The organism is Halorussus litoreus (assembly GCF_003382685.1).
Taxonomy (GTDB): domain Archaea; phylum Halobacteriota; class Halobacteria; order Halobacteriales; family Haladaptataceae; genus Halorussus; species Halorussus litoreus.
Genome location: NZ_QLVG01000038.1, coordinates 1 through 20,136 on the forward strand (window position 1 = coordinate 1; position 20,136 = coordinate 20,136).

General features: G+C 67.3%; 21 protein-coding genes and 1 tRNA gene. 15 read left to right on the top strand and 7 right to left on the bottom strand.

Annotation, left to right across the window (positions count from 1 at the left end; genetic code table 11):
* Positions 1 to 101 precede the first annotated feature (101 nt).
* The 4 genes from DPQ64_RS12650 to DPQ64_RS12665 all read left to right on the top strand — a co-directional run bounded on the left by DPQ64_RS12650 (position 102) and on the right by DPQ64_RS12665 (position 4,071).
* Positions 102 to 1,034 carry a hypothetical protein gene (locus tag DPQ64_RS12650; RefSeq protein WP_115864689.1) on the top strand — a complete coding sequence of 311 codons (933 nt, stop codon included), beginning with the start codon at positions 102 to 104 and terminating at the stop codon, positions 1,032 to 1,034.
* Entirely contained in the window at positions 1,031 to 2,734 is a 1,704-nt protein-coding gene (locus DPQ64_RS12655; RefSeq protein ID WP_115864690.1) for a pyrroloquinoline quinone-dependent dehydrogenase, read from the top strand. Before DPQ64_RS12650 ends, DPQ64_RS12655 begins: the two co-directional genes overlap by 4 nt.
* Positions 2,735 to 3,022: 288 nt before the next feature.
* The gene (locus tag DPQ64_RS12660) at positions 3,023 to 3,451 is read left to right on the top strand and encodes a 30S ribosomal protein S12 (protein ID WP_115864691.1); all 429 of its coding nucleotides are present in this window, start codon (positions 3,023 to 3,025) and stop codon (positions 3,449 to 3,451) included.
* Between the two features lie 2 nt (positions 3,452 to 3,453).
* A complete protein-coding gene (locus DPQ64_RS12665; RefSeq protein ID WP_115864692.1) occupies positions 3,454 to 4,071 on the top strand; it encodes a 30S ribosomal protein S7 in 618 nt (205 codons plus the stop codon).
* A 202-nt stretch (positions 4,072 to 4,273) separates the two neighbouring features.
* On the opposite strand, the gene DPQ64_RS12670 is transcribed toward DPQ64_RS12665, so the two are convergent.
* The 3 genes from DPQ64_RS12670 to DPQ64_RS12680 form a co-directional block, all read right to left on the bottom strand.
* On the bottom strand, positions 4,274 to 5,470 hold the full coding sequence (locus tag DPQ64_RS12670) for an ABC transporter permease (protein WP_115864693.1): 1,197 nt from the start codon (positions 5,468 to 5,470) through the stop codon (positions 4,274 to 4,276).
* The gene (locus DPQ64_RS12675) at positions 5,467 to 6,402 is read right to left on the bottom strand and encodes an ABC transporter permease (protein ID WP_115864694.1); all 936 of its coding nucleotides are present in this window, start codon (positions 6,400 to 6,402) and stop codon (positions 5,467 to 5,469) included. The genes DPQ64_RS12670 and DPQ64_RS12675 overlap by 4 nt, the downstream gene beginning before the upstream one ends.
* Positions 6,403 to 6,582: 180 nt before the next feature.
* Positions 6,583 to 6,909 (bottom strand): cupin domain-containing protein, encoded by a 327-nt coding sequence (locus DPQ64_RS12680; protein WP_115864695.1) that lies wholly within the window; start codon positions 6,907 to 6,909, stop codon positions 6,583 to 6,585.
* A 137-nt stretch (positions 6,910 to 7,046) separates the two neighbouring features.
* On the opposite strand from DPQ64_RS12680, the gene DPQ64_RS12685 reads away from it, so the two are divergent.
* Positions 7,047 to 8,417: a PQQ-dependent sugar dehydrogenase gene (locus DPQ64_RS12685; protein WP_115864696.1), complete on the top strand. Its 1,371-nt coding sequence runs from the start codon at positions 7,047 to 7,049 to the stop codon at positions 8,415 to 8,417.
* A gap of 300 nt (positions 8,418 to 8,717) precedes the next feature.
* Here DPQ64_RS12685 and DPQ64_RS12690 read toward each other — a convergent pair whose 3' ends face one another.
* Positions 8,718 to 9,488, bottom strand: a complete 771-nt coding sequence (locus tag DPQ64_RS12690) for a DUF5781 family protein (protein WP_115864697.1) — start codon at positions 9,486 to 9,488, stop codon at positions 8,718 to 8,720.
* Positions 9,489 to 9,739: 251 nt separating this feature from the next.
* Here DPQ64_RS12690 and DPQ64_RS12695 point away from each other — a divergent pair, with 251 nt between their 5' ends.
* Entirely contained in the window at positions 9,740 to 11,926 is a 2,187-nt protein-coding gene (locus tag DPQ64_RS12695; RefSeq protein WP_115864698.1) for an elongation factor EF-2, read from the top strand.
* Positions 11,927 to 12,022: 96 nt separating this feature from the next.
* Here the strand turns inward: DPQ64_RS12695 and DPQ64_RS18845 are convergent, their stop codons facing one another.
* Both DPQ64_RS18845 and DPQ64_RS12700 read right to left on the bottom strand, forming a co-directional pair.
* Positions 12,023 to 12,202: a hypothetical protein gene (locus DPQ64_RS18845; protein ID WP_157971696.1), complete on the bottom strand. Its 180-nt coding sequence runs from the start codon at positions 12,200 to 12,202 to the stop codon at positions 12,023 to 12,025.
* 33 nt (positions 12,203 to 12,235) lie between these two features.
* The gene (locus DPQ64_RS12700) at positions 12,236 to 12,538 is read right to left on the bottom strand and encodes a hypothetical protein (RefSeq protein WP_115864699.1); all 303 of its coding nucleotides are present in this window, start codon (positions 12,536 to 12,538) and stop codon (positions 12,236 to 12,238) included.
* 150 nt (positions 12,539 to 12,688) lie between these two features.
* On the opposite strand from DPQ64_RS12700, the gene DPQ64_RS12705 reads away from it, so the two are divergent.
* The 8 genes from DPQ64_RS12705 to DPQ64_RS12740 all read left to right on the top strand — a co-directional run bounded on the left by DPQ64_RS12705 (position 12,689) and on the right by DPQ64_RS12740 (position 18,972).
* Positions 12,689 to 13,228: an amino acid-binding protein gene (locus DPQ64_RS12705; protein ID WP_115864700.1), complete on the top strand. Its 540-nt coding sequence runs from the start codon at positions 12,689 to 12,691 to the stop codon at positions 13,226 to 13,228.
* Positions 13,225 to 14,169: a homoserine dehydrogenase gene (locus tag DPQ64_RS12710; protein ID WP_115864701.1), complete on the top strand. Its 945-nt coding sequence runs from the start codon at positions 13,225 to 13,227 to the stop codon at positions 14,167 to 14,169. The genes DPQ64_RS12705 and DPQ64_RS12710 overlap by 4 nt, the downstream gene beginning before the upstream one ends.
* 185 nt (positions 14,170 to 14,354) lie before the next feature.
* Positions 14,355 to 15,620 (top strand): translation elongation factor EF-1 subunit alpha, encoded by a 1,266-nt coding sequence (gene tuf, locus DPQ64_RS12715; RefSeq protein ID WP_115864702.1) that lies wholly within the window; start codon positions 14,355 to 14,357, stop codon positions 15,618 to 15,620.
* Between the two features lie 3 nt (positions 15,621 to 15,623).
* Positions 15,624 to 15,932, top strand: a complete 309-nt coding sequence (gene rpsJ / locus DPQ64_RS12720; protein WP_115864703.1) for a 30S ribosomal protein S10 — start codon at positions 15,624 to 15,626, stop codon at positions 15,930 to 15,932.
* 173 nt (positions 15,933 to 16,105) lie between these two features.
* Positions 16,106 to 16,732 (top strand): rhomboid family intramembrane serine protease, encoded by a 627-nt coding sequence (locus tag DPQ64_RS12725; protein WP_232820572.1) that lies wholly within the window; start codon positions 16,106 to 16,108, stop codon positions 16,730 to 16,732.
* A gap of 82 nt (positions 16,733 to 16,814) precedes the next feature.
* Positions 16,815 to 16,886, top strand: a tRNA-Ala gene (locus tag DPQ64_RS12730).
* A gap of 471 nt (positions 16,887 to 17,357) precedes the next feature.
* Positions 17,358 to 18,458 carry a DUF7093 family protein gene (locus DPQ64_RS19630; RefSeq protein ID WP_115864705.1) on the top strand — a complete coding sequence of 367 codons (1,101 nt, stop codon included), beginning with the start codon at positions 17,358 to 17,360 and terminating at the stop codon, positions 18,456 to 18,458.
* 118 nt (positions 18,459 to 18,576) lie between these two features.
* A complete protein-coding gene (locus tag DPQ64_RS12740; protein ID WP_115864706.1) occupies positions 18,577 to 18,972 on the top strand; it encodes a DUF5611 family protein in 396 nt (131 codons plus the stop codon).
* Positions 18,973 to 19,085: 113 nt separating this feature from the next.
* Here DPQ64_RS12740 and DPQ64_RS12745 read toward each other — a convergent pair whose 3' ends face one another.
* Positions 19,086 to 19,448: a NifU family protein gene (locus DPQ64_RS12745; protein ID WP_115864707.1), complete on the bottom strand. Its 363-nt coding sequence runs from the start codon at positions 19,446 to 19,448 to the stop codon at positions 19,086 to 19,088.
* A gap of 179 nt (positions 19,449 to 19,627) precedes the next feature.
* Between DPQ64_RS12745 and DPQ64_RS12750 the strand changes: the two genes are divergently transcribed.
* Positions 19,628 to 20,077 carry a universal stress protein gene (locus tag DPQ64_RS12750; RefSeq protein WP_115864708.1) on the top strand — a complete coding sequence of 150 codons (450 nt, stop codon included), beginning with the start codon at positions 19,628 to 19,630 and terminating at the stop codon, positions 20,075 to 20,077.
* The last annotated feature ends 59 nt before the right edge of the window (positions 20,078 to 20,136 follow it).

Sequence of the window (20,136 nt, forward strand, 5' to 3'; positions counted from 1 at the left end):
CTCTCTCTGATACCTTGTTCCCGAAATTTTAGCCTGTTACCGGTCGTTCCCGAGGGAAAAGTAGTTTTCCGACAACAGTGTGTTTCCCGTGGGGATTGGGAATGGGACACAATCGAACACGCGTATCTGACAGTGTACCGGACGTCGACGAGCGCGACAGGCGAAACTTCCTGAAGGTGCTCGGCGTGACTGGGGGCGTCGGGGCAGCGAGCGAACTCTCGCTCTCGGATATCCGCGGCGCGGTCAGCGCGGAGTCGACCGCCGAGTTCGCGACGATGGGCGAGGCCATCCGGGCCGACCTCGCAGGTGGGCTCGACGCCGGACAGCTCTCGGCCGCGGTGTCGGGCATCGAATCGGCCGTCGCCGAACTGCCGGCGCTCCGCGCGGCGGGGTTTCCGGACGAGCCGGGGACCGCGTATCAGGAGCTGACCGAACCGGTGTGGGCGGCCTACGACCACCTCGCGGAGGTGGGGCTGTTCGCGTCGGCCGAGCGCAATCTGCCGGAGTTCACGCCCGAGCACGTGCGCTCGACCGCGGCACAGCTCGTCCGCGCCGAACCCGCCATCACGGCGCTGGCCGAACTCGGGTTCACCGAGGAGGAACGCACCGCGGTGGTCGTCGACGCGGTCACCGAGAACCACCGGCTCGCCCAGTGGGTGTCGACGGCCAGCCTGCCGGCCGATCCGGAGGGGTTCGACCCGTCGAACGTGGCACCACTTCACCAGCGCGCACTGGGCGGCGGGCTGCTCTGGATCGACGAACTCGACCAGCACCTCTGGCAGCGCGAGGCCATCCTGACCGAGGAGCTGCTCGACCGGGGTATCTGGGACGTCAAGCGCATCCTCGGCGGGGCTCACCTGTTCGCCACCGCGGCCCACGACCTCGCCGGACCGGAGGAACTGACCGACAGCGAACTCTCGGCCGCGCTCGCGGGCGGGTCGGCTATCGCCATCCGCGGTCAGGAGGCGCTCGCCGAGGACCTGTTCCGCGTTTCGGACGCCGACCGCGCGCCGATGGGAGGTGAGACCGCATGAGTACCGACAGACCGCACGCCGAAGTCACGCGCACCGAGGACGGGATGATGGTCGAATATCTCGCCGACGGGCCGACGACCGTCAGGCAGAGCCAACAGCAGATTCCGGAGTTCGACGTGACCGAAGGGATGTTGCTCGACGCCGGGGACGACCCCGAGAGCTGGCTCATGTACGGCCACGGCTACAGCCAGCAGCGGTTCACGACCGCCGACGTGATCGGTCCGGACAACGTCGGGGACCTCTCGCTGGAGTACACGGTCGAGACCGAGGGAACCGGCCAGTTGGAGGGGACGCCGGTCGTCGTGCCGTCGGACCCGCCGATCATGTACCAGACGAACGGACCGGGTGTGCTGCGCGCGATCAACGCCCGGTCGGGTGAGGTCATCTGGACCTACCGGTACGCGCCCGACGAGAACAATCCCGACCAGCGCGCGGCCATCTACTGCTGCGGGTCGAACAATCGCGGTGTCGCCGTACTCGGCGACACGCTCTACATGACGACACTCGACGCCAGCATCGTTGCCATCGACCGGTACACCGGCGAGCAGCGGTGGTGGTACGACTCCGCGCCGACCGGGCAGGGCTACTCCGCGACGTGGGCACCCGTCGTCTACCGGGGCAGCATCCTCAACGGGAGCGCGGGCGGCGAGTACGGCGTCCGCGGGTTCATCGAGTCGGTCGACGCCGAGTCGGGCGAGCGCGAGTGGCGGACGTGGATGACCCCGCGAAGCGAGTGGATCGGCGACTCGTGGCAGAACGGCGCGGCCACCAACTGGATGACGATCACGGTCGACCCGGACGCCGACGCCCTGTACGCCAACGTCGGCAACCCCGGTCCGGACGTGAACGGCGCGGTCCGGCCCGGGCCGAACGTCTATTCGGACTCCGTGGTGGCGCTCGACACCGACTCCGGCGAGGTCGAGTGGTACTTCCAGGAGGTGCCCCACGACTGGTGGGACTGGGACGCCTCGACGCCCCCAATCCTGTTCGAGGACGAGGTCGACGGCGAGCAGCGCAAACTCGTCACCCATCCGGGCAAGACCGGCTGGAACTACCTGCTCGACGCCGGGGACGGCAAGCTGTACGAGCGCAGTCGGGAGTTCTGCCAGCACCTCAATATGTGGGCGCTCCCGCAGGAGACCTACGAGGGCACGCCGTGGATCATGCCGTCGGCAGACGGCGGGTCGGAGTGGAATCCGATGTCGTACAGCCGCGTGACGGGTAACGTCCACGTGAAGGCGATGAACTACCCGAGCCTGTTCCAGTGGGACGAGGTCGACGACTGGGAGTACCCCTCGCAGTACCTCGGCGGGAACTTCACCGTCTATCCGGCGATGGACGACCCCGGCCCGGCACCCGACGGCTGGGACGGCCAGCCCGCGTACTTCTCGGCGGTCGACCCCGTGAGCGGCGAAGTGGTCTGGCAGGACACGTGGGACAGCCTCTCGATGGGCGGGTCGATGAGCACGGCGACGGGGCTCACCTTCACCGGCAACGGTGCCGGTGAGTTCATCGCCTACGACTCGGAGACGGGCGAGCGGCTGTGGCAACACCAGTTCGACGCCTCTGTGAACGCCTCGCCGATGAGTTGGTACGACCCGGTCGTGGGCAAGCAGTACGTCGCGGTGCAGGCCGGCGGCGGCGGACTCCGGAGTCCGCGGGCCGGCAACACGGTCGGCGTGTTCTCGATGGAGGAGTAGTCGCCTCGACTTCGCCGGTCGTCGCCTTCCGTTTCGCTGGCCGTCGCCGTTCGCTTCGCCGTTCGGTTCGCCGGTCGTCGCCGGGCGTCGCGTCTTCTATCTCGCGGTCCCCGTGCCGTCCTGCCGCGACGAGCGGTTCTGCCGACCGAACCGACCCTAAGCGGCGCGCACAGTGGTTCTCCCGAGACGCGCTCAGATTCCGTAATCGGGTGCTATCGCGGTATCTGCGGCCGTCTCGCGCCACGAAAGAGGGAGGCTTAAGTAGCTCCGACGGGTAGCCCACGCCACATGGCGAACGGTAAGTACGCGGCTCGGAAACTGAAGAAGGACCGCCAGACCCATCGGTGGTCCGACTCCGATTACGCCCGACGCGAGCGCGGTCTCGGGGAGAAGTCCGACCCCCTCGAAGGCGCGCCCCAGGGTCGAGGTATCGTCCTCGAGAAGGTAGGTATCGAGGCCAAACAGCCCAACTCGGCCATCCGGAAGTGCGTCCGAGTGCAGCTCATCAAGAACGGCAAGCAGGTCACCGCCTTCCTGCCGGGCGACGGTGCCATCTCGTTCATCGACGAGCACGACGAGGTCACCATCGCGGGCATCGGCGGCGCGAAGGGTCGCGCGATGGGCGACCTCTCCGCGGTCAACTACAAGGTCGAGAAAGTCAACGGCGTAAGCCTCGAGGAACTGGTCCGCGGGAACGCCGAGAAACCGGTGCGATAATCATGGCGGCAGAAGACCAGCCCGAACCCGACCGACCCGCGGGCACCGACGACGACGAGACGGCCGTCGCGAAGCTGTTCGGCGAGTACGAGGTCACCGACATCGAGTACGCCGACCCCTCGACCGAGCGCTACATCACGGTCACGCCGGTCGCCCACACGATGGGCCGCCACGCCAACAAGCAGTTCCAGAAGAGCGAGGTGTCCATCGTCGAGCGGCTCATCAACCGGCTGATGCAGACCGAGGAGAACACCGGCAAGAAACAGCAGGCGATGCAGATCACCCGCGAGGCGTTCGAGCAGATCCACGACCGCACCGACGAGAACCCGGTTCAGGTGCTCGTCACCGCGGTCGAGAACGCCGCACCGCGCGAGGAGACCGTCCGCCTGAAGTACGGCGGCATCTCGGTCCCCAAGGCGGTCGACGTGGCTCCCCAGCGCCGGGTCGATCAGGCGCTGAAGTTCCTCGCGGAGGGCGTCCACAGCTCGTCGTTCAAGACGACGACCGACGCCAGCGAGGCGCTTGCCGACCAGCTCGCCGGCGCGGCCAACTACGACGTCCAGACGTACGCCATCAACCAGAAGGAAGAGAAAGAGCGCGTCGCGGCCGCGGCTCGCTGAACTCTCGACGTATTCTTCTCCCGTTCTCGCGGATTCAGATCCCACAGTCACGGCTGTGACCCGGACAGAGTGGCCCGGCTGCGAATCGGCTGTCGCGCTCGCGACAGCCGATTCGCAGCCGAAACGCCGGGTACCGAGAGATGCCGAGTACCAAGCGTTTCGAGAAGGGAAAATCAGCGCAACGAAGGGGATACGGAGGTCGTCACTCCGCCCGCGGGTCGGTCACGTCCCGGAGCGCGTCGCCGAGCACCTGCACCGAGACGACCACCAGCCCGAGGAAGGCGGCCGGGTAGAGCACGGCCCACCAGTTGGTCGTCGGGTACGCGCCGCCCATGTTAGTCTTCATCACGTACCCCCAGGTCTGGTAGTCGGCGGGGAAGAACCCGAGGTATGCGAGGGTGGCTTCGAGCAGGATGAGCCAGCCGATCTGGACGGTGACCGCGGTCAGCACCGCGGGCAACGCGTTCGGCACGACGTGGGTCCGGACGACGTCGAACCGGCTCGCGCCCGCGCTCTTGGCCGCGCGGACGTAGTCGCGCTGGGTGATCTCGAGGGCTTCGGCCCGGACGATGCGGGCGACTCCGCCCCAACTCATCAGGCCGAACACGACTACGATGAGCAGGAGGCTGCCGCCCCAACCCTGAGTGACGTAGCTGATGGCCTCCTGCGAGAGGATGATGACGAAGAAGGCGGGAATCGACTGCTGGACGTCGACGTACCGCATCAGGAACTCGTCGACCTTCCCGCCGTAGGTCGCCGCGATGGTTCCCACGACCGTCGCCAGCGGGACGATGATGGCGACCGTGATCGTGGCGATCTGGAACGCGACTCTGGCTCCGATGGCGGTCATCGCCATCACGTCCTCGCCGGCCATGCTCGTCCCGAACGGGTAGTGCCACGTGCCGTGACACCGACCGTTGGCCATCCGGCCGGCACAGTCGTGGACGGCGGTCTCGACCACGCTGAACCCGATGGGGGGCTGACCGATCATCACGCCGCCCCTGCCGGGCGAGCCGTACAGGGGCTCGCCGGGGTCGAGCACCTCCGGGCCGACGATGGCGAACAGGAGCCACACGACGAGTACGCCGACGCTCGCGGTCGCCCAGCGGCTCTCGCGGATCTGTCGCCAGTAGCCCAGCGCTCGCTCCCGGTCGGCGGCCAGCGGGGCGACGACGTAGAACGCGACCACCGCGAGCGCGTACAGGAACAGCCAGTCGAGGCCCCTGAGCTGACTGTCGAGGAGGTGGGCGTCGGCCTGATACACGCCGAACCAGTCGACCGCGAAGACGGCGGCCAGCGCGGCCAGGACGGCGAGGAAGATCCGATCGCGGGTCGCGAACCCGACTCGCCGCCCGTCGCGGTCGGCCAGTTCGTCGGCCGTCGGTCCGATCCCGCTCATTCTGCCTCCACCCGCGGGTCGATGATCGCGTGGGCGACGTCCTGTATCAGGTTCCCCACCATCACGAGCACGATGGGGAGCACGGTCGTTCCGAGGATGAGACCGATGTCGCGCTCGTGGATGGCGTCGTACAACAGCGTGCCGAACCCGGGCACGCCGAAGATGACCTCGATGACGACGAGCACGACGAACACCACGCCGACGAGTTCCGAGACGAACAGCGCCATCAGCGACGACGCGACGTTCCTGAGCACGTGTCTGACCAGCGTGAGGGTGCCGGCCCCACTCGCGCGGAGCGTGCGCACGAAGTCCTCCTGGAGCACCTCGGTCGACTCGGTCCGGGCGTAGCGCAATTGGACCGCGAGCACGTTCACCGTGAGGACGATGGCGGGCAGGAGCAGCGCCTGTAGGTTACGGATCGTGTACAGCCCCACCTCCGAGTCGTACTGGACGCCGAACACCTGCAGGTGCTCCTGGGCGAAGAAGAACATCGCGTCGGCCGCGATGAACGTCGGGATGGCGAACCCGACGTACGAGATGCCCTTGACGAGTCGCGTGGCCTTCCCGTCGGGATCGACCGCGCCGAGGAGTCCGGCACCCACGCCGACCGTCACGCCGAGGACGACCGAGGGCACGGCGTAGGTCAGCGTCACCTTCGCCGCGCTGGCGAGTTCGGCGGACACCGAGTTGCCGTAGATGGTCGTCCCGAGGTCGAGCGTGAGGAAGCCCACCATCCAGCTCAGGTATCGCTGGAGCAGCGGCTGGTCGTAGCCCCGCATCTCGCGGTACTGTTCGGCCGACATCCCGTTGAAGATGTTGTACTGGCCGGGGTCGGGGACGAGATCGAACACGATGAAGATGAGCGTGAGCACGGCCCACGCGCCCACCGCAGTCCACGCGAGCCGATACGCCACGTACCGTTTCCGGCTCATGGCTCCTCCGTGAGATAACTGTTAGTTAGTGCCATGTTGTCGGTTACTTTCCGTCGCCCGACATAAAATTTCCGCCATCCGGCGTCCTCGATTTGGAGTCGAGTCGCCGACGCCTCGGCGACTCGACTCGCCAGCAACTCCGGGCGAAGGTCGGCCGACCTTCGCCCGGAGTTGGTCGGATTACTCGCCGGACGCGCCGACGAGTACGAAGGTGCTCTCCGCGTCGCCGTTGTGGATTTGGCGGGTCGCGTCTGCCGGAATCCGGAGCGCGTCGCCGGTCGACAGTTCCACGTCCTCGCCCTCGACCGTCACGGTGGCCGCCCCGTCGACCAGGACGTACACCTCCTCCTGGCCGTCCTCGGCGTGGTCGTGCTCCATCCCGGTCCAGCCCGGGTCGGCCTCCAGCACGGAGACGCCGACGTTCTCGCAGTCGAGCTGGTCTCGGAGGAAGTGCAGTCCGTCGCCGACCGGTTCCACGTCTTCGTAGTCGACCTTGGTGTACGACATACCGGACCGAACGGTCGCCGGCTCCAAATAACTCGGGCCTCTGTCCCGTGATTCCGGTATCGAATCGAACCGACACGTCGCGTTCGCGGCTCGGCGTGAACCAGCAGCTTTTAGGTATGCCTAAAAGAAACCCGGCCATGGACGAGTCCCCGACGACGCGTCGAGTCTTCCTCGCGAGTGCGGTCGCGGGCGCGACCGGCCTCGCGGGCTGCGCCGCGTCCCGACTCGACGAGCAGCCGACGGAGACGGTGACCGAGACGACCCGGACGCCCGAGTACGAGCACGACCTGACCCACGACGAGACGGCGTGGGACGGGTACGACCCCGACTGGCAGGGGCCGACCGACCCGCCGCTCCCTGCCGAGGTGGAGGTCGAGGTGCTCGTCGAAAATCTCGAGATCCCGTGGGACCTCGCGTTCGCGTCCACCGGCGAGCTGTTCCTGACCGAGCGGACCGGCCGCGTCCTCCGGTTCGAGTCGGGCGAGGTGCGCGAGGTGACCGCGCCCGAGGGCGTGCTCGACGCCGAGGCAATGCCGCCCGGCACCGACGAGCGGTCGTGGTTCATCGAGGGGGGCGAGGGCGGGATGCTCGGCGTGGCGGTCCACCCGGGCTACCCCCTCGTGCCGTACGTGTACGCCTACTACACCACTCAGCCCGACGGCGAGCCAAAGAGCAACCGCGTCGTCCGGTTCGACGTGACCGCCGACGACCCTACCGCGACCGAGCAGGTGCTGCTCGACGGGATTCCCGGCGACGCCATCCACAACGGGGGCCGGATCGCGTTCGGCCCGGCGAACTACCTCTGGGTGACGGTCGGCGACGCGGGCGAGAAGGAACTCGCGCAGGACCCGAACGCACTCCCGGGGAGCGTTCTCCGGCTCACGCCGGACGGCGAGCCCGCGCCGGGCAACCCCACGGAGGGCGATCCCAGAGTCTTCACGTACGGCCACCGGAACCCGCAGGGCCTCACGTGGCTGCCCGACGCCCGCACCCTGATCACCGAGCACGGGCCGGACGGCTACGACGAGGTGAACCTGCTCCGGGCTGGCGAGAACTACGGCTGGCCAGACGTGCGCTATCGCGACGAGTACTCCGAGGACGACGGGTACGCCCACCCGCTGGTCAACACCGGCGAGGAGTCGTGGGGCATCTGTGGCTGCGTCTTCTACACCGGCGACGCGGTACCGCGGTGGCAGAACCGCCTCGTCGTCGGGACGCTCATCGGCCAGCACGTCAACCTCGTGACGCTGAACCGCGAGGGCGAGGAACTTCCCCGCAGCAGCGGCGAGGGCGCTGAGTCGTTCGACGCTCCGTGGTACGACGACGCGCTCGCGGCGACCTCCCACCGGACGTTGCAGGACGTTCTCGGCCGCGTTCGCCACGTCGAGCAGGGCCCGGACGGCGATCTTTACGCCATCACGTCGAACCGGGACGGCCGACCGAAGTCCGACTCGCCGTTCCCGAGGGAGCGCGACGACGTGCTGGTCCGGCTGACGCTCGCGGAGTAGGTCATCCTTCGTCGTTCGACGAGTGTGACATTCCGATTGCAGTTCCGAGAAGCGCAACTGGCCCAGAGCGCACCAGCGGTTGTACCGCGAGCGAACGAACGTGAGCGAGCGGCCCAAGGAACCCTCGACCGAGCGCTGGAGATGCGCCTCGCGCATCTCCAAGCGAGGGACGGGGTGACGCCGTGGTTTTTTGGTCGAGCTTTTGCCAGGGAGCAGTGCGCCGGTGTCGAGAATCGACACCGGCGCACTGCGACCGCAGCAAAAGGTCGTGCTTAAAAGGTCGTGCTTAAACGGTCGTATTTAATCCGCGGCCTGCTCCCCGCCGCCGACCGCGTACTCGCGGGTCGCGTCGACCAGCGCGCGGCGGTACTCGCTCTCCTCCGGATCGGGACCGAGCGAGGCGAACCGGTGTTTGAACCCCGCGAGGCTGACCTCGCTCGCGTCGTCCGCGGCCGCGTGCGCGAGGTCGTACAGTCTGTGGTCCGAGTCCACGAGGTCGTGGCGCTCGACCAGCGCGAGCGCGAACGCGGCGTTGACCGCGGTCATCTCTGGGTCGGCGGTCCCGGTGAGCCGCAGGCCGTCGCGTCTCCACGCGGTCTCGGCTCCGCCCTGCGGCGGCTGATCGGCGACCGCGGTCGCCAGTTCGGATTCGAGGAAGGCGACGAGCTTGTCGGTCGGGCCGACCCGGAGGGTGATGTCGTCGGCGTAGATGTCCTTCATGTGGTTGGCGATCTGATAGCAGTGGGTCACCCGGCTGCGCTCGACCGACTTGCCCGACAGCGCGAGAAAGAGGACCTCCTCGATGGACTGGGTGTGGGAGGGATGGGACTCCTCGTGGCGGGCCATGTGGGCGAACTCGTGGAGCGTGAGTTCGCGGGCCATCGCGCTGGTCGCGACCTGCCGGGAGATGTTCAGGACGTGGTCGTCGGGGTGGGCGGTCCACGTGCGCTCGTCGGGATTCTCCCGGACGCGGACGCGGACTGGCGAGTCGAGGTCGTACTCGGTCTCGAAGAGGTCGCGGGCGCGGAGAAACGGCGCGGCCGGACCGGGACCGTGGACGTGAACCTCCATGCGTACCACTAACAGACCTCTGAGGGTATGACTCTTGCGCCGGGCAGGATTCTCGCCGGGGATTCTGCACTACGTAGCGATCTTTTACCGCCCTCAAATCGGGCGAAAGCAACACGGGCCGCTCGGCGCGCGTCCACGACGACGACCGGCTGAGCCCTCGTTCCGGACGTAATCCACCTCGTCATTCGCTCACACGGTCTCTCGCGGCGAAACACTACGCTTTTCAACTTCCTTCGGGTAGAAGACCCATAATGGGTAGACGAAAGAAGATCGTCGAACAGTGCGAGCGATTGATGGACGAACCGGAGCACATCCGGAACATCGCTATCGCCGCACACGTCGACCACGGCAAGACGACGCTGACGGACAACCTTCTCGCTGGCGCGGGCATGATCGCCGACCAGGGAGAAGCGACGCAGCTGATGATGGACACCGAGGAGGACGAGCAGGAGCGCGGTATCACCATCGACGCCGCGAACGTCTCGATGACCCACGAGTACGAGGACACCGACCACCTCATCAACCTCATCGACACGCCGGGCCACGTCGACTTCGGCGGCGACGTGACCCGCGCGATGCGCGCCGTCGACGGCGCGCTCGTGGTCGTCGACGCGGTCGAGGGCGCGATGCCCCAGACCGAGACGGTGCTCCGGCAGGCGCTCCGCGAGGGCGTCAAGCCCGCGCTGTTCATCAACAAGGTCGACCGCCTCATCTCGGAGCTCCAGGAGGGCCCCGAGGAGATGCAGCGCCGGCTGCTCAACGTCATCGACGACGTGAACGAGCTCATCCGGGGCATGACCGAGGACATGGACGACATCGACGACTGGACCGTCTCCGTCGAGGACGGCACGGTCGCGTTCGGGTCGGCCCTCTACAAGTGGGGCGTCTCGATGCCGTCGATGCAGCGCACCGGGATGGACTTCGGCGACATCATGGACCTCGAGCGCGCCGACAAGCGCCTCGAACTCCACGAGCGCACGCCCCTCTCGGACGTGGTGCTCGACATGGTCTGTGACCACTTCCCGAACCCGGTCGCCGCCCAGCCCCGACGTATCCCGCGCATCTGGCGCGGTGACGACGAGTCGGACCTCGCCGAGGAGATGCGCCTCGTCGACGAGGACGGCGAGGTCGTCCTGATGGTGACCGACATCGGCATCGACCCCCACGCGGGCGAGATCGCCGCGGGCCGCGTCTTCTCGGGCACGCTCGAGAAGGGCCAGGAACTCTACGTCTCCGGTACTGCGGGGAAGAACCGCGTCCAGAGCGTCGGCATCTACATGGGCGGCGAGCGCGAGGAGGTCGACCGCGTGCCAGCGGGTAACATCGCCGCGGTCACCGGCCTCAAAGACGCCATCGCGGGTTCGACGGTGTCCAGCATGGAGATGACCCCGTTCGAGTCCATCGAGCACATCTCCGAGCCGGTCATCACCAAGTCCGTCGAGGCCAAGAACATGGACGACCTGCCGAAGCTCATCGAGACGCTTCGCCAGCAGTCCAAGGAGGACCCCACGATCCAGATCGAGATCAACGAGGACACCGGCGAGCACCTCATCTCCGGACAGGGTGAGCTCCACCTCGAGGTCATCACCCAGCGCATCGAGCGCAACCAGGGCATCCCGGTCAACACCGGCGAACCCATCGTCGTCTACCGCGAGGCCATCCAAGAGGCGACCGAAACCATCGAGGGCATCTCTCCGAACCGCCACAACCGGTTCTACATCCAGGCCGAGCCCCTCGACCAGGAGATCGTCGACAAGCTGGCGCTCGGCGAAGTTAGCATGGACATGCCCGAGCAGGAGCGCCGCGAGGCGCTCCAGGAGGCTGGCATGGACAAAGACACCAGCCAGAACGTCGAGCACATCCACGGCCGGAACATCCTCATCGACGACACGAAGGGTATCCAGCACCTCAACGAGACGATGGAGCTCGTCGTCGAGGGTCTTCAGGAGGCGCTCAACGACGGTCCGCTCGCCGCCGAGCCGGTGCAGGGCGTCCTGCTCCGACTCGAAGACGCGCGGCTCCACGAGGACACCATCCACCGCGGTCCGGCCCAGGTAATCCCCGCGGTCCGGAACGCGGTCCACAACTCGCTCATCATGGGCAGGATCCGCCTGATGGAGCCGATGCAGAACGTCCGCATCGACGTGCCCAACGACCACATGGGCGCGGCGTCCGGCGAGATCCAGGGTCGTCGTGGCCGCGTGGACGACATGTACCAGGAGGGAGACCTGATGGTCGTCGAAGGCATCGCGCCGGTCGACGAGATGATCGGCTTCTCGTCGGACATCCGGAGCGCGACCGAGGGTCGCGCGTCGTGGAACACGGAGAACGCCGGCTTCGAGTTCATGGCCGACAACCTCCAGCGCGACAAGATCATGGAGATCCGCGAGCGCAAGGGCATGAAGCTCGAACTGGCCGAGGCCATCGACTACTTCTGAGCGACGGGACCGTCCCGCTCGCGCCGCCGCGGTTTTCCCATTATTTTCGGTGTCCCCGAGCCGTCGGCATCTCGGGCAGGCGTAGGCTGCGCATAATCAAGGCGTGCGCCACCGTCCCCGCATTCCCGAGCCGTGTCCCCGCTCGTGCTCGCCCTCTTGCTCGCGCTCATCGTCGTCCTCTGGGTCGGCCTCGTCGCGGGCGTCCGGGCGCTCGTGTCCGCCAGCGACGGGTCCGCGCCCGAGTCCGGAAGTCGCCGCGGAGGAGTGACTCGTCACCCCGGGGAAGTGATCGATGGACGCGGAGGATTCTCAGCTTCGGACGTCGCCCAGCGTCTCCGAGACCGGCCGGTAGAACAGTGACAGGACGATGCCTGTCCAGAGGACGAAGAGAACGAGCGCGCCCACGTTCTGGCCGAAGACGCTCGTCCCGCCGGCCGGCGTCGGCGCGAACCAGTAGGCTCTCGACTGCGTCGATTGGAGTGCGTCGACGAGGACGTACAGCCAGTACAGTCCAGGACCGTTCAGGACGACGAGACCGAGCAGCCACGCGAGGAGGTCCCGTTGCGGGGCCCACGCCGACTCCCCGTCGTCTCGGAGGATGTGGAAAGACATGCTGTCCGGTCCTGGACGTGTATCTCTCAAAACTGTTCGGTTTTCCATCAACTGTTGGGGCGAGTTGGCTTCCTGACCCCTCGCCGGTTCGTCGGCCAGTATTGCGACCGTCTGAAACCTTTTACGCGACCGGGCGCGAGGGGAACAGCAATGAGCGACGACGCCAGCACCACTCCCCGGGCCTACACGGTCCGACTCGAACTGGTGGACGAACCGGGCGAGCTCCTGCGGGCGCTCGAACCGATCGCGGACAACGGCGGCAATCTGCTCTCGATCCTCCACGAGCGGGGTTCGCTGACGCCGCGGGGCCACATCCCCGTCGAGGTCGACCTCGAATGCCCGCCCGGCCGGTTCGACACCATCGTGTCCGCGCTCCGGGACGCGGGCGTCAACGTGATCCAGGCCGGGGCCGAGCGCTACGGCGAGTCGGTGACGCTACTGCTCGTGGGCCACGTCGTCGAGACCGACCTCTCGGAGACGCTGTCGGCCATCGAGTCCGAATCGGACGCGCAGGTGACCGACCTGTCGCTGTCCGCGCCCGGCGGCACCAGCGACGTGTCGAGCGCGCGGCTCCGGCTGGACGCCGAGACCGGCAAGACCGCCGAGGTCGTCGCGGCGGTTCGCGAGGTGGCCGAGCGCAAGCAGCTGAAGGTAGTCGAACCGCTGACGGAACTGGAGGGTGCCGCGTGAAGCTCGCCATCCTCGGTGCCGGCGCGGTCGGCCGGTCGGTCGCCGACCTCGCGGGCGAGTACGACCACGCGGTCACGGCGCTTGCGGACTCGACCAGCGCCGCGGTCGACCCCGACGGAATCGACGTGGCCGACGCGCTCGCCCGCAAGGACGAGTCCGGGCGCGTGGGAGCAGATGCGCCCGCGGACGCGCTCGACGCCGAGTACGACGCACTCGTCGAGGCGACGCCGACCACGCTCGACGACGCCCAACCCGGCTTCGGCCACGTTCGGACCGCGCTGGAGCGCGACCGCCACGTCGTGCTGGCGAACAAGGGGCCGGTGGCCGAGCGGTACGACGAGCTACGCGACCTCGAACGCGACAGCGAGGGGTCGGTCCGGTTCGAGGCCACCGTCGGCGGCGCGATCCCGGTGCTCTCGACCATCGACGACTACGGCCCCGGGAAGATCACCGCCGCGCGTGGCGTTCTCAACGGGACCGCGAACTTCGTCCTCTCGCGGATGGCCGCCGAGGGACTGGGGTACGAGCACGTCCTCGCGGAGGCCCAGGACCTTGGCGTCGCGGAGGCCGACCCCTCGTTCGACGTGAACGGGACCGACGCGGCGCTCAAGTGCGCCATCCTCGCGAACGTCCTGAACGACGGCGGTTACTCGCTGGCCGACGCCGAGGTCGAGGGCATCGCGGACCTACCCGGCAACGCGCTCGAACTCGCCGCCGAGGACGGCCGGACCGTGCGGCTCATCGGCGAGGCGACCCCGGACGGCGTCCGTGTCGGACCGCGACTCGTCCCCCAGAACGGGACGCTGGCGGTGACGGGCACGCGCAACATCGTCCAGCTGGAGACCGACCACGCCGGCCGACTCAACCTCAGCGGTCGGGGCGCTGGCGGACCCGAGACCGCGACCGCCGTCCTCGCGGACGTGAACCGGCTCTCCAAGTGAGTCCCGGCTGATCTGCTGAGTCGCCGATTGGGCAGCTTCGAGGGGCCGCCTCTCGCGACCGAATCGTGGCACGGTGTACCAACAACCGCAAGAGGGCGTCGAGGTGGTTGGCGCACCGTATCGAAATGGTTTTAACCGTTTCTGCCAAAAGATACCGACACAGCGCGTCTGCGCGTGAGATACAAATGAGCGACGAACAACACCAGAATCTGGCCATCATCGGCCACGTCGACCACGGAAAGAGCACGCTGGTCGGGCGACTCCTCTACGAGACGGGGAGCGTACCCGAGCACGTCATCGAACAGCACAAAGAAGAGGCCGAGGAGAAGGGCAAGGGCGGCTTCGAGTTCGCCTACGTCATGGACAACCTCGCCGAGGAGCGTGAGCGCGGTGTCACCATCGACATCGCCCACCAGGAGTTCAGCACGGACGCCTACGACTTCACTATCGTGGACTGTCCCGGCCACCGTGACTTCGTGAAGAACATGATCACGGGCGCGTCCCAGGCCGACAACGCCGTCCTCGTCGTCGCAGCAGACGACGGCGTCGCGCCCCAGACCCAAGAGCACGTGTTCCTCGCGCGGACGCTCGGCATCGACGAACTCATCGTCGGCGTCAACAAGATGGACCTCGTCGACTACGAGGAAGCCAAGTACAAGGAGGTCGTCTCCGAGGTCGAGGACCTGCTCAAGCAGGTTCAATTCAACACCGAGGACGCTGGCTTCATCCCGATCTCGGCGTTCGAGGGCGACAACATCGCAGAAGCGTCCGACAACACGTCGTGGTACAAGGGCGAGACCCTGCTGGAGGCCCTCAACAACCTCAAAGCCCCCGAGCCGCCGACCGACGCCGATCTCCGCATGCCCATCCAGGACGTGTACACGATTTCGGGCATCGGGACCGTGGCCGTCGGCCGTGTCGAAACCGGTCTGCTGAAGTCCGGCGACAACGTCAGCTTCCAGCCCAGCGACGTGAGCGGCGAGGTCAAGTCCGTCGAGATGCACCACGAGGAGATCCCGCAGGCCGAACCCGGCGACAACGTCGGTACCAACGTCCGCGGTGTCGGCAAGGACGACATCCGTCGTGGCGACGTCTGTGGTCCCGCCGACGACCCGCCGAGCGTCGCCGAGACGTTCTCGGCCCAGATCGTCGTGATGCAGCACCCGTCGGTCATCACCGACGGCTACACCCCGGTGTTCCACGCCCACACCGCACAGGTGGCGTGTACCATCGAGTCCATCGACGCGAAGATCGACCCCTCGTCCGGTGAAGTCGCCGAGGAGGATCCGGACTTCATCCAGTCGGGCGACGCCGCGAAGGTGACCGTCCGACCGCAAAAGCCCCTCTCCATCGAGCCGGCCTCGGAGATTCCGGAGCTGGGCAGCTTCGCCATCCGCGACATGGGCCAGACCATCGCGGCCGGTCAGGTCCTCAGCGTCAACGAGCGATAACGCATGCAGCAAGCACGCGTCCGACTGGCGGGAACCAGTCCCGAGGACTTAGACGACATCTGCGACGACGTCCGCGAGATCGCGAACAAGACGGGCGTCTCGCTGTCCGGGCCCATCCCGCTCCCGACCAAGACGCTGGAGGTACCCACCCGAAAGTCCCCCGACGGCGAGGGGACCGCGACGTGGGAGCACTGGGAGATGCGCGTCCACAAGCGTCTCATCGACATCGACGCCGACGAACGCGCGCTCCGTCAGCTCATGCGCATCCAGGTCCCGAACGACGTCTCCATCGAGATCGTCCTCGAGGACTGAACCGCTCGGACCTGCCGAGCGAGTCGTCTTTCTCCGTTTCTTCGCTCCGAGCAGCCACGCGTTTACTGCCGGGGTCTTTTTGCCCGTCCCGTCCGAACTGACGTGCGTGCGCCAGTCGAGGAACAGGACCACGCGCCGGAGAGCGGTGACGCCCCGAGGAGGACGGTGACGCGATGGCTCCAGCCCAGCCGATGCAGGCCGACCTCCCGCGTGAGGAGAACGCGGGCGGTGGTCGGAGCCCCACCCTAGAGACGCTGGTACTGATCGTCGTCGTGTTCGTCGCCCAGCAGCTGGTGGGGATGATCTCGCAGGCACTTGCCGCCGGACTGTTCGTTCTCGGGCCGCCGATTTCCGCACGGCCGTGGACGCTGCTCGCGAGCGTCTACGCCCACGCGAGCGTCCCTCACCTCGTCTCGAACGCCATCGTCCTCGTGGTCGTGGGCTTCGCGGTCGAGAGCGTGACGACCAAGTGGCGGTTCCACGCGTTCTTCGTGACGGTCGGCATGCTGGCCGGCCTCGCGCAGGTCGTCGTCTCGGGACTGGTCGGCCCCGGCAGCGCGGTTCTCGGCGCGAGCGGCGCTGTGTTCGGACTGGTGGGCTACCTGCTCGCGGGCAACCCCCTGACCGAGGCGGTGCTGGGCTGGCTTCCCCTCGGGAGCCGTGCGAAGGTCGCCATCTTGCTCGCGTTCGCCGTCGCGGTGACGATGGCGACCGCCGCGCCGGGCGTCGCGCTGGTCGCACATTTCACGGGCTTCGTGCTCGGCTCGGTCGCCGGCCGGGCGAAGCTATTGGACGTGTAAGACCGCGTGGTGACGCAGGTCAGAAGTCGGCCCGAAACATAACCTTCTAATAAGTGCGGGCGCTACGGCTTATTGCGTTCGCGGGCTCGTAGATCAGCGGTAGATCGCTTCCTTCGCAAGGAAGAGGCCCTGGGTTCAAATCCCAGCGAGTCCACTACGACCTTTTACCGCACTCGAAACCGCAGAGCCAGCGGCTCTCCGGTTTCTCGCTCGTAAAAGCTCGCCCAAAAACACCGTCAGACCTTCGGTCTGACGAGCTGTTGCGAATCGAAGATTCGCCACATCCCGAAAATCGGACATTTTCGAGGACCTCGGTCGCTTCGCTCACGAGGACACGACGCTCACCCGACAGCACCGCGACCGCGACAGCACTGCTCCGGAACCGGTCGAAGTTCTTAGTAATCGAGAAGTCCTCGACTTTCGCCAGCCTATTAGTGACGTATCGAACCGTCGTCGCCGATGCTGGGATAGCTTCGTCCTATCATCTCGTTCTCAAGCCCGCAGTAGTAACAAAACTCCTACCGTACCCTCGCCGCTACTCGCACCGCTCCAGCCAACCGCCGTCAGACGCCCGTCGTACGGCGAAACACAGGCTTTACCACCCCTGAACGTAAGACAAAGCACGATGAGTCTCAGGTGCTCGCTCCTCGGCCACAGCTACGGGGAGGCAGAAATCGAACGCGAACGCGAGGAGCAGGGAAGCGAGGTCGTCGTCACGGTCCGCGAGTTCGAGGAGTGCGAGCGGTGCGGCGACCAGAACGTCCTCAGCGAGAACAAGGAGGTCACCGCCCTCGAGTCGCCCGCACCCGACCTCGAGTCGGCGGAGACCGACCCCGACGTGGGCACAGTCCCGGATGCGGACACCGCTTCCGACGCGAACGCCGGCGGGGCGACTGGAGCCACCGGCTCCGCCGACACCGGCGTGAGCGGTTCGACCGATCCCGACGTGACCGTCGAGGACGACGGGGCCGAGATCATGACCGACTCGTCGGACGGAGCGGGGTCGTCCGGCTCCGCCGAGGTGAGCGAGACCACCGCGACGCAGGCCTCGGCCGACTCCGGAGCCGAGGGTGCGACCGGCTCCACCGACAGCGGTTCCGCGGGAGGTGCCTCTGCCGGTGGCGCTTCCGCCAGCGGGGCTTCCGACAGCGGAGCGTCCGCTGACGGCGTTTCTCTGGAAGACGGGGATGGGGAGCGAGACGGCGACGCCCCATCCGCCGCGGACGACGACGGCGTGATCCTCGACGACGAATCGGACGGGAGCGACGGCGACGACCGCCAGCCCGGCGAGTGGCCCGACGCCGAGACGACCCACCTGGCCGACGCCGAGGAGGGCGGGCACGCCGACTGGCCCGAGGTGGGCCAGGAGGACGAGGGGTACGACGCCGAGCCCGGCGGCGCGAGCACCGACGTGGAGTTCGGCGGCGGGCTCACCCCCGAGTCGGCGTCGGCGGTCGACGAGTCGGAGGCCGAGGAGGTCGAGTTCGTCAACTCCGAGGGCGACGCGCTGCGCTCGCAGGACGCAGGCGGCGGCTCGCCCGAACTCTCTTCGGGCATCTCGGCTGGCGCGGAGGCACCCAGCCTCTCGGGCCCGGCCGACGACCCCGACGTTGACGCGGAGTTCGTCTGCCCGGAGTGTGACTACCGCGAGGCCGTCTCCGGATCGTCGCTCCGAGCGGGCGACATCTGCCCCGAGTGCGCTCGGGGCTACCTCGCGACGGAGTGAGGAATGTCGTCTTCCCGGACCGATTTCTGCCGTCGGATTCGAGCGACGAAATCGTCGGATACAAGAGTGAGACCGACGCGAAAAGGGTTTATCACACCCTGTCCAAACGGGGAGTAGTATGAAGGAGTACAAGATGCGACGCGGCGAGCATCTGGACGAGCGCATCCCCGACATGAAGGCCAAGATCGAGGAGTACTTCGGCGAGGTCACCGGGACCGAAGAGCACAACGGCCACGAACTCTACGTGGTCGGTGACCCCGACAACCCCGTCTTCGACCAGATCCTCGCCGGCACCGCCGAGTACAGCGGCAAGAAGGACAAGCTCGCGGTCCACTTCGAGGAGCGCCCCGCCGAGGAGGTCATCGCCGAGGGCCACGCCGACGCCGCGGCCGACGCGGTCGACAAGAAGAACGACTTCCTGCTCGAAGCCACCGGCCGGGACGCCAAGGCCCGACGGGATTCGCTGAAGCGGAAGGTCGAGGACGACGCCGACAAGCCCGACGGCGTCTCGTAACCCTCACGTTTCGTCACTTCGCGGCGTCGCGCGACGCTGGCGGTCGTCGATTTCGCTCGATTCCCGGACTTCGATCTCTCCCGTTTTCGGCTCTTCTCAGGATTCGGTCGGATTCAGAAGAAGTCGCCCGTCGGCGAGCCTTCGCCGCGGCCGCCCCGGCCGCCCTCGTTGCGGTCGATGCCCATCACGCTCTCGGGCTGGTCGACGTCCCAGTCGCCGGTGCCGTCGTCGGCGACCCGGACGGTCACGTCCTCGACCGCCTCGAAGTCCTTCGCGAGGTCGAGCTTGATATTCTGTGCGGTGCGCGGGCTGATAGCACACCCCGAGCACGCGCCGCCGAGTTCCACGACGACCTCGCCGGTGTCGGGGTCGGCCTTCTGGACCGCACTCTCGCCCCCGTGCATGCTGATGATGGGCATCTGGCCGGCCAGCCAGCGCTCCACGCGGGCCTTCAGCGAGTCGTCGTCTTCGGTCATTGGCCGAGGGTAGGAACCGCAGGAGGGTAGGACTTTGGGTTCCTGGCGTGCGAAATCCAACCATTTGGCGCGCGAAATCCGAATCTCTCGTGCGCGACCTCAGCGAGATATCGCTCGCTCAGCGCGCAAAATCCTCCGTGGCCGCACATGCTTAATATCAGGAGCGTGAACGCGTCTCCATGGCATTTGATACCATCCTGCTCGCCATCGGGCCGGGCGACGCCGAGCGCACGGAGCGACTGGCCGAAGCGGTCGCCGAGGTCGCGGGGCCGACGGGCGCGTCCGTGGTGCTGGCCCACGTGTTCACCGACGAGGAGTACGAGGACGTGATCGCCCAGCTCGACTACGACACGATGGGCGATATCACCCCCGACGAAGTGGCCACCCGCCACGCGACCGTCCGGGAACTCGGTCGGGAGCTCGACGATGCCGGCGTCACCTACACCGTGCGAGGTCGGGTCGGTCCCCACGGCGACAGCATCGTGAAACTGGCCAACGAGGTCGACGCGGACAGGGTGGTCGTCGGCGGGCGCAAGCGCTCGCCCACCGGCAAGGCGGTGTTCGGGAGCACGGCACAGGAGGTCATGCTCAACTCGCCGAGTCCGGTCACGTTCGTCCGCTCGGAGTGAGCGCAGTCCACGACACACGACCGGGGGCTCGGGCGGCGCGAGTTCGCGCCGCCCGAGCC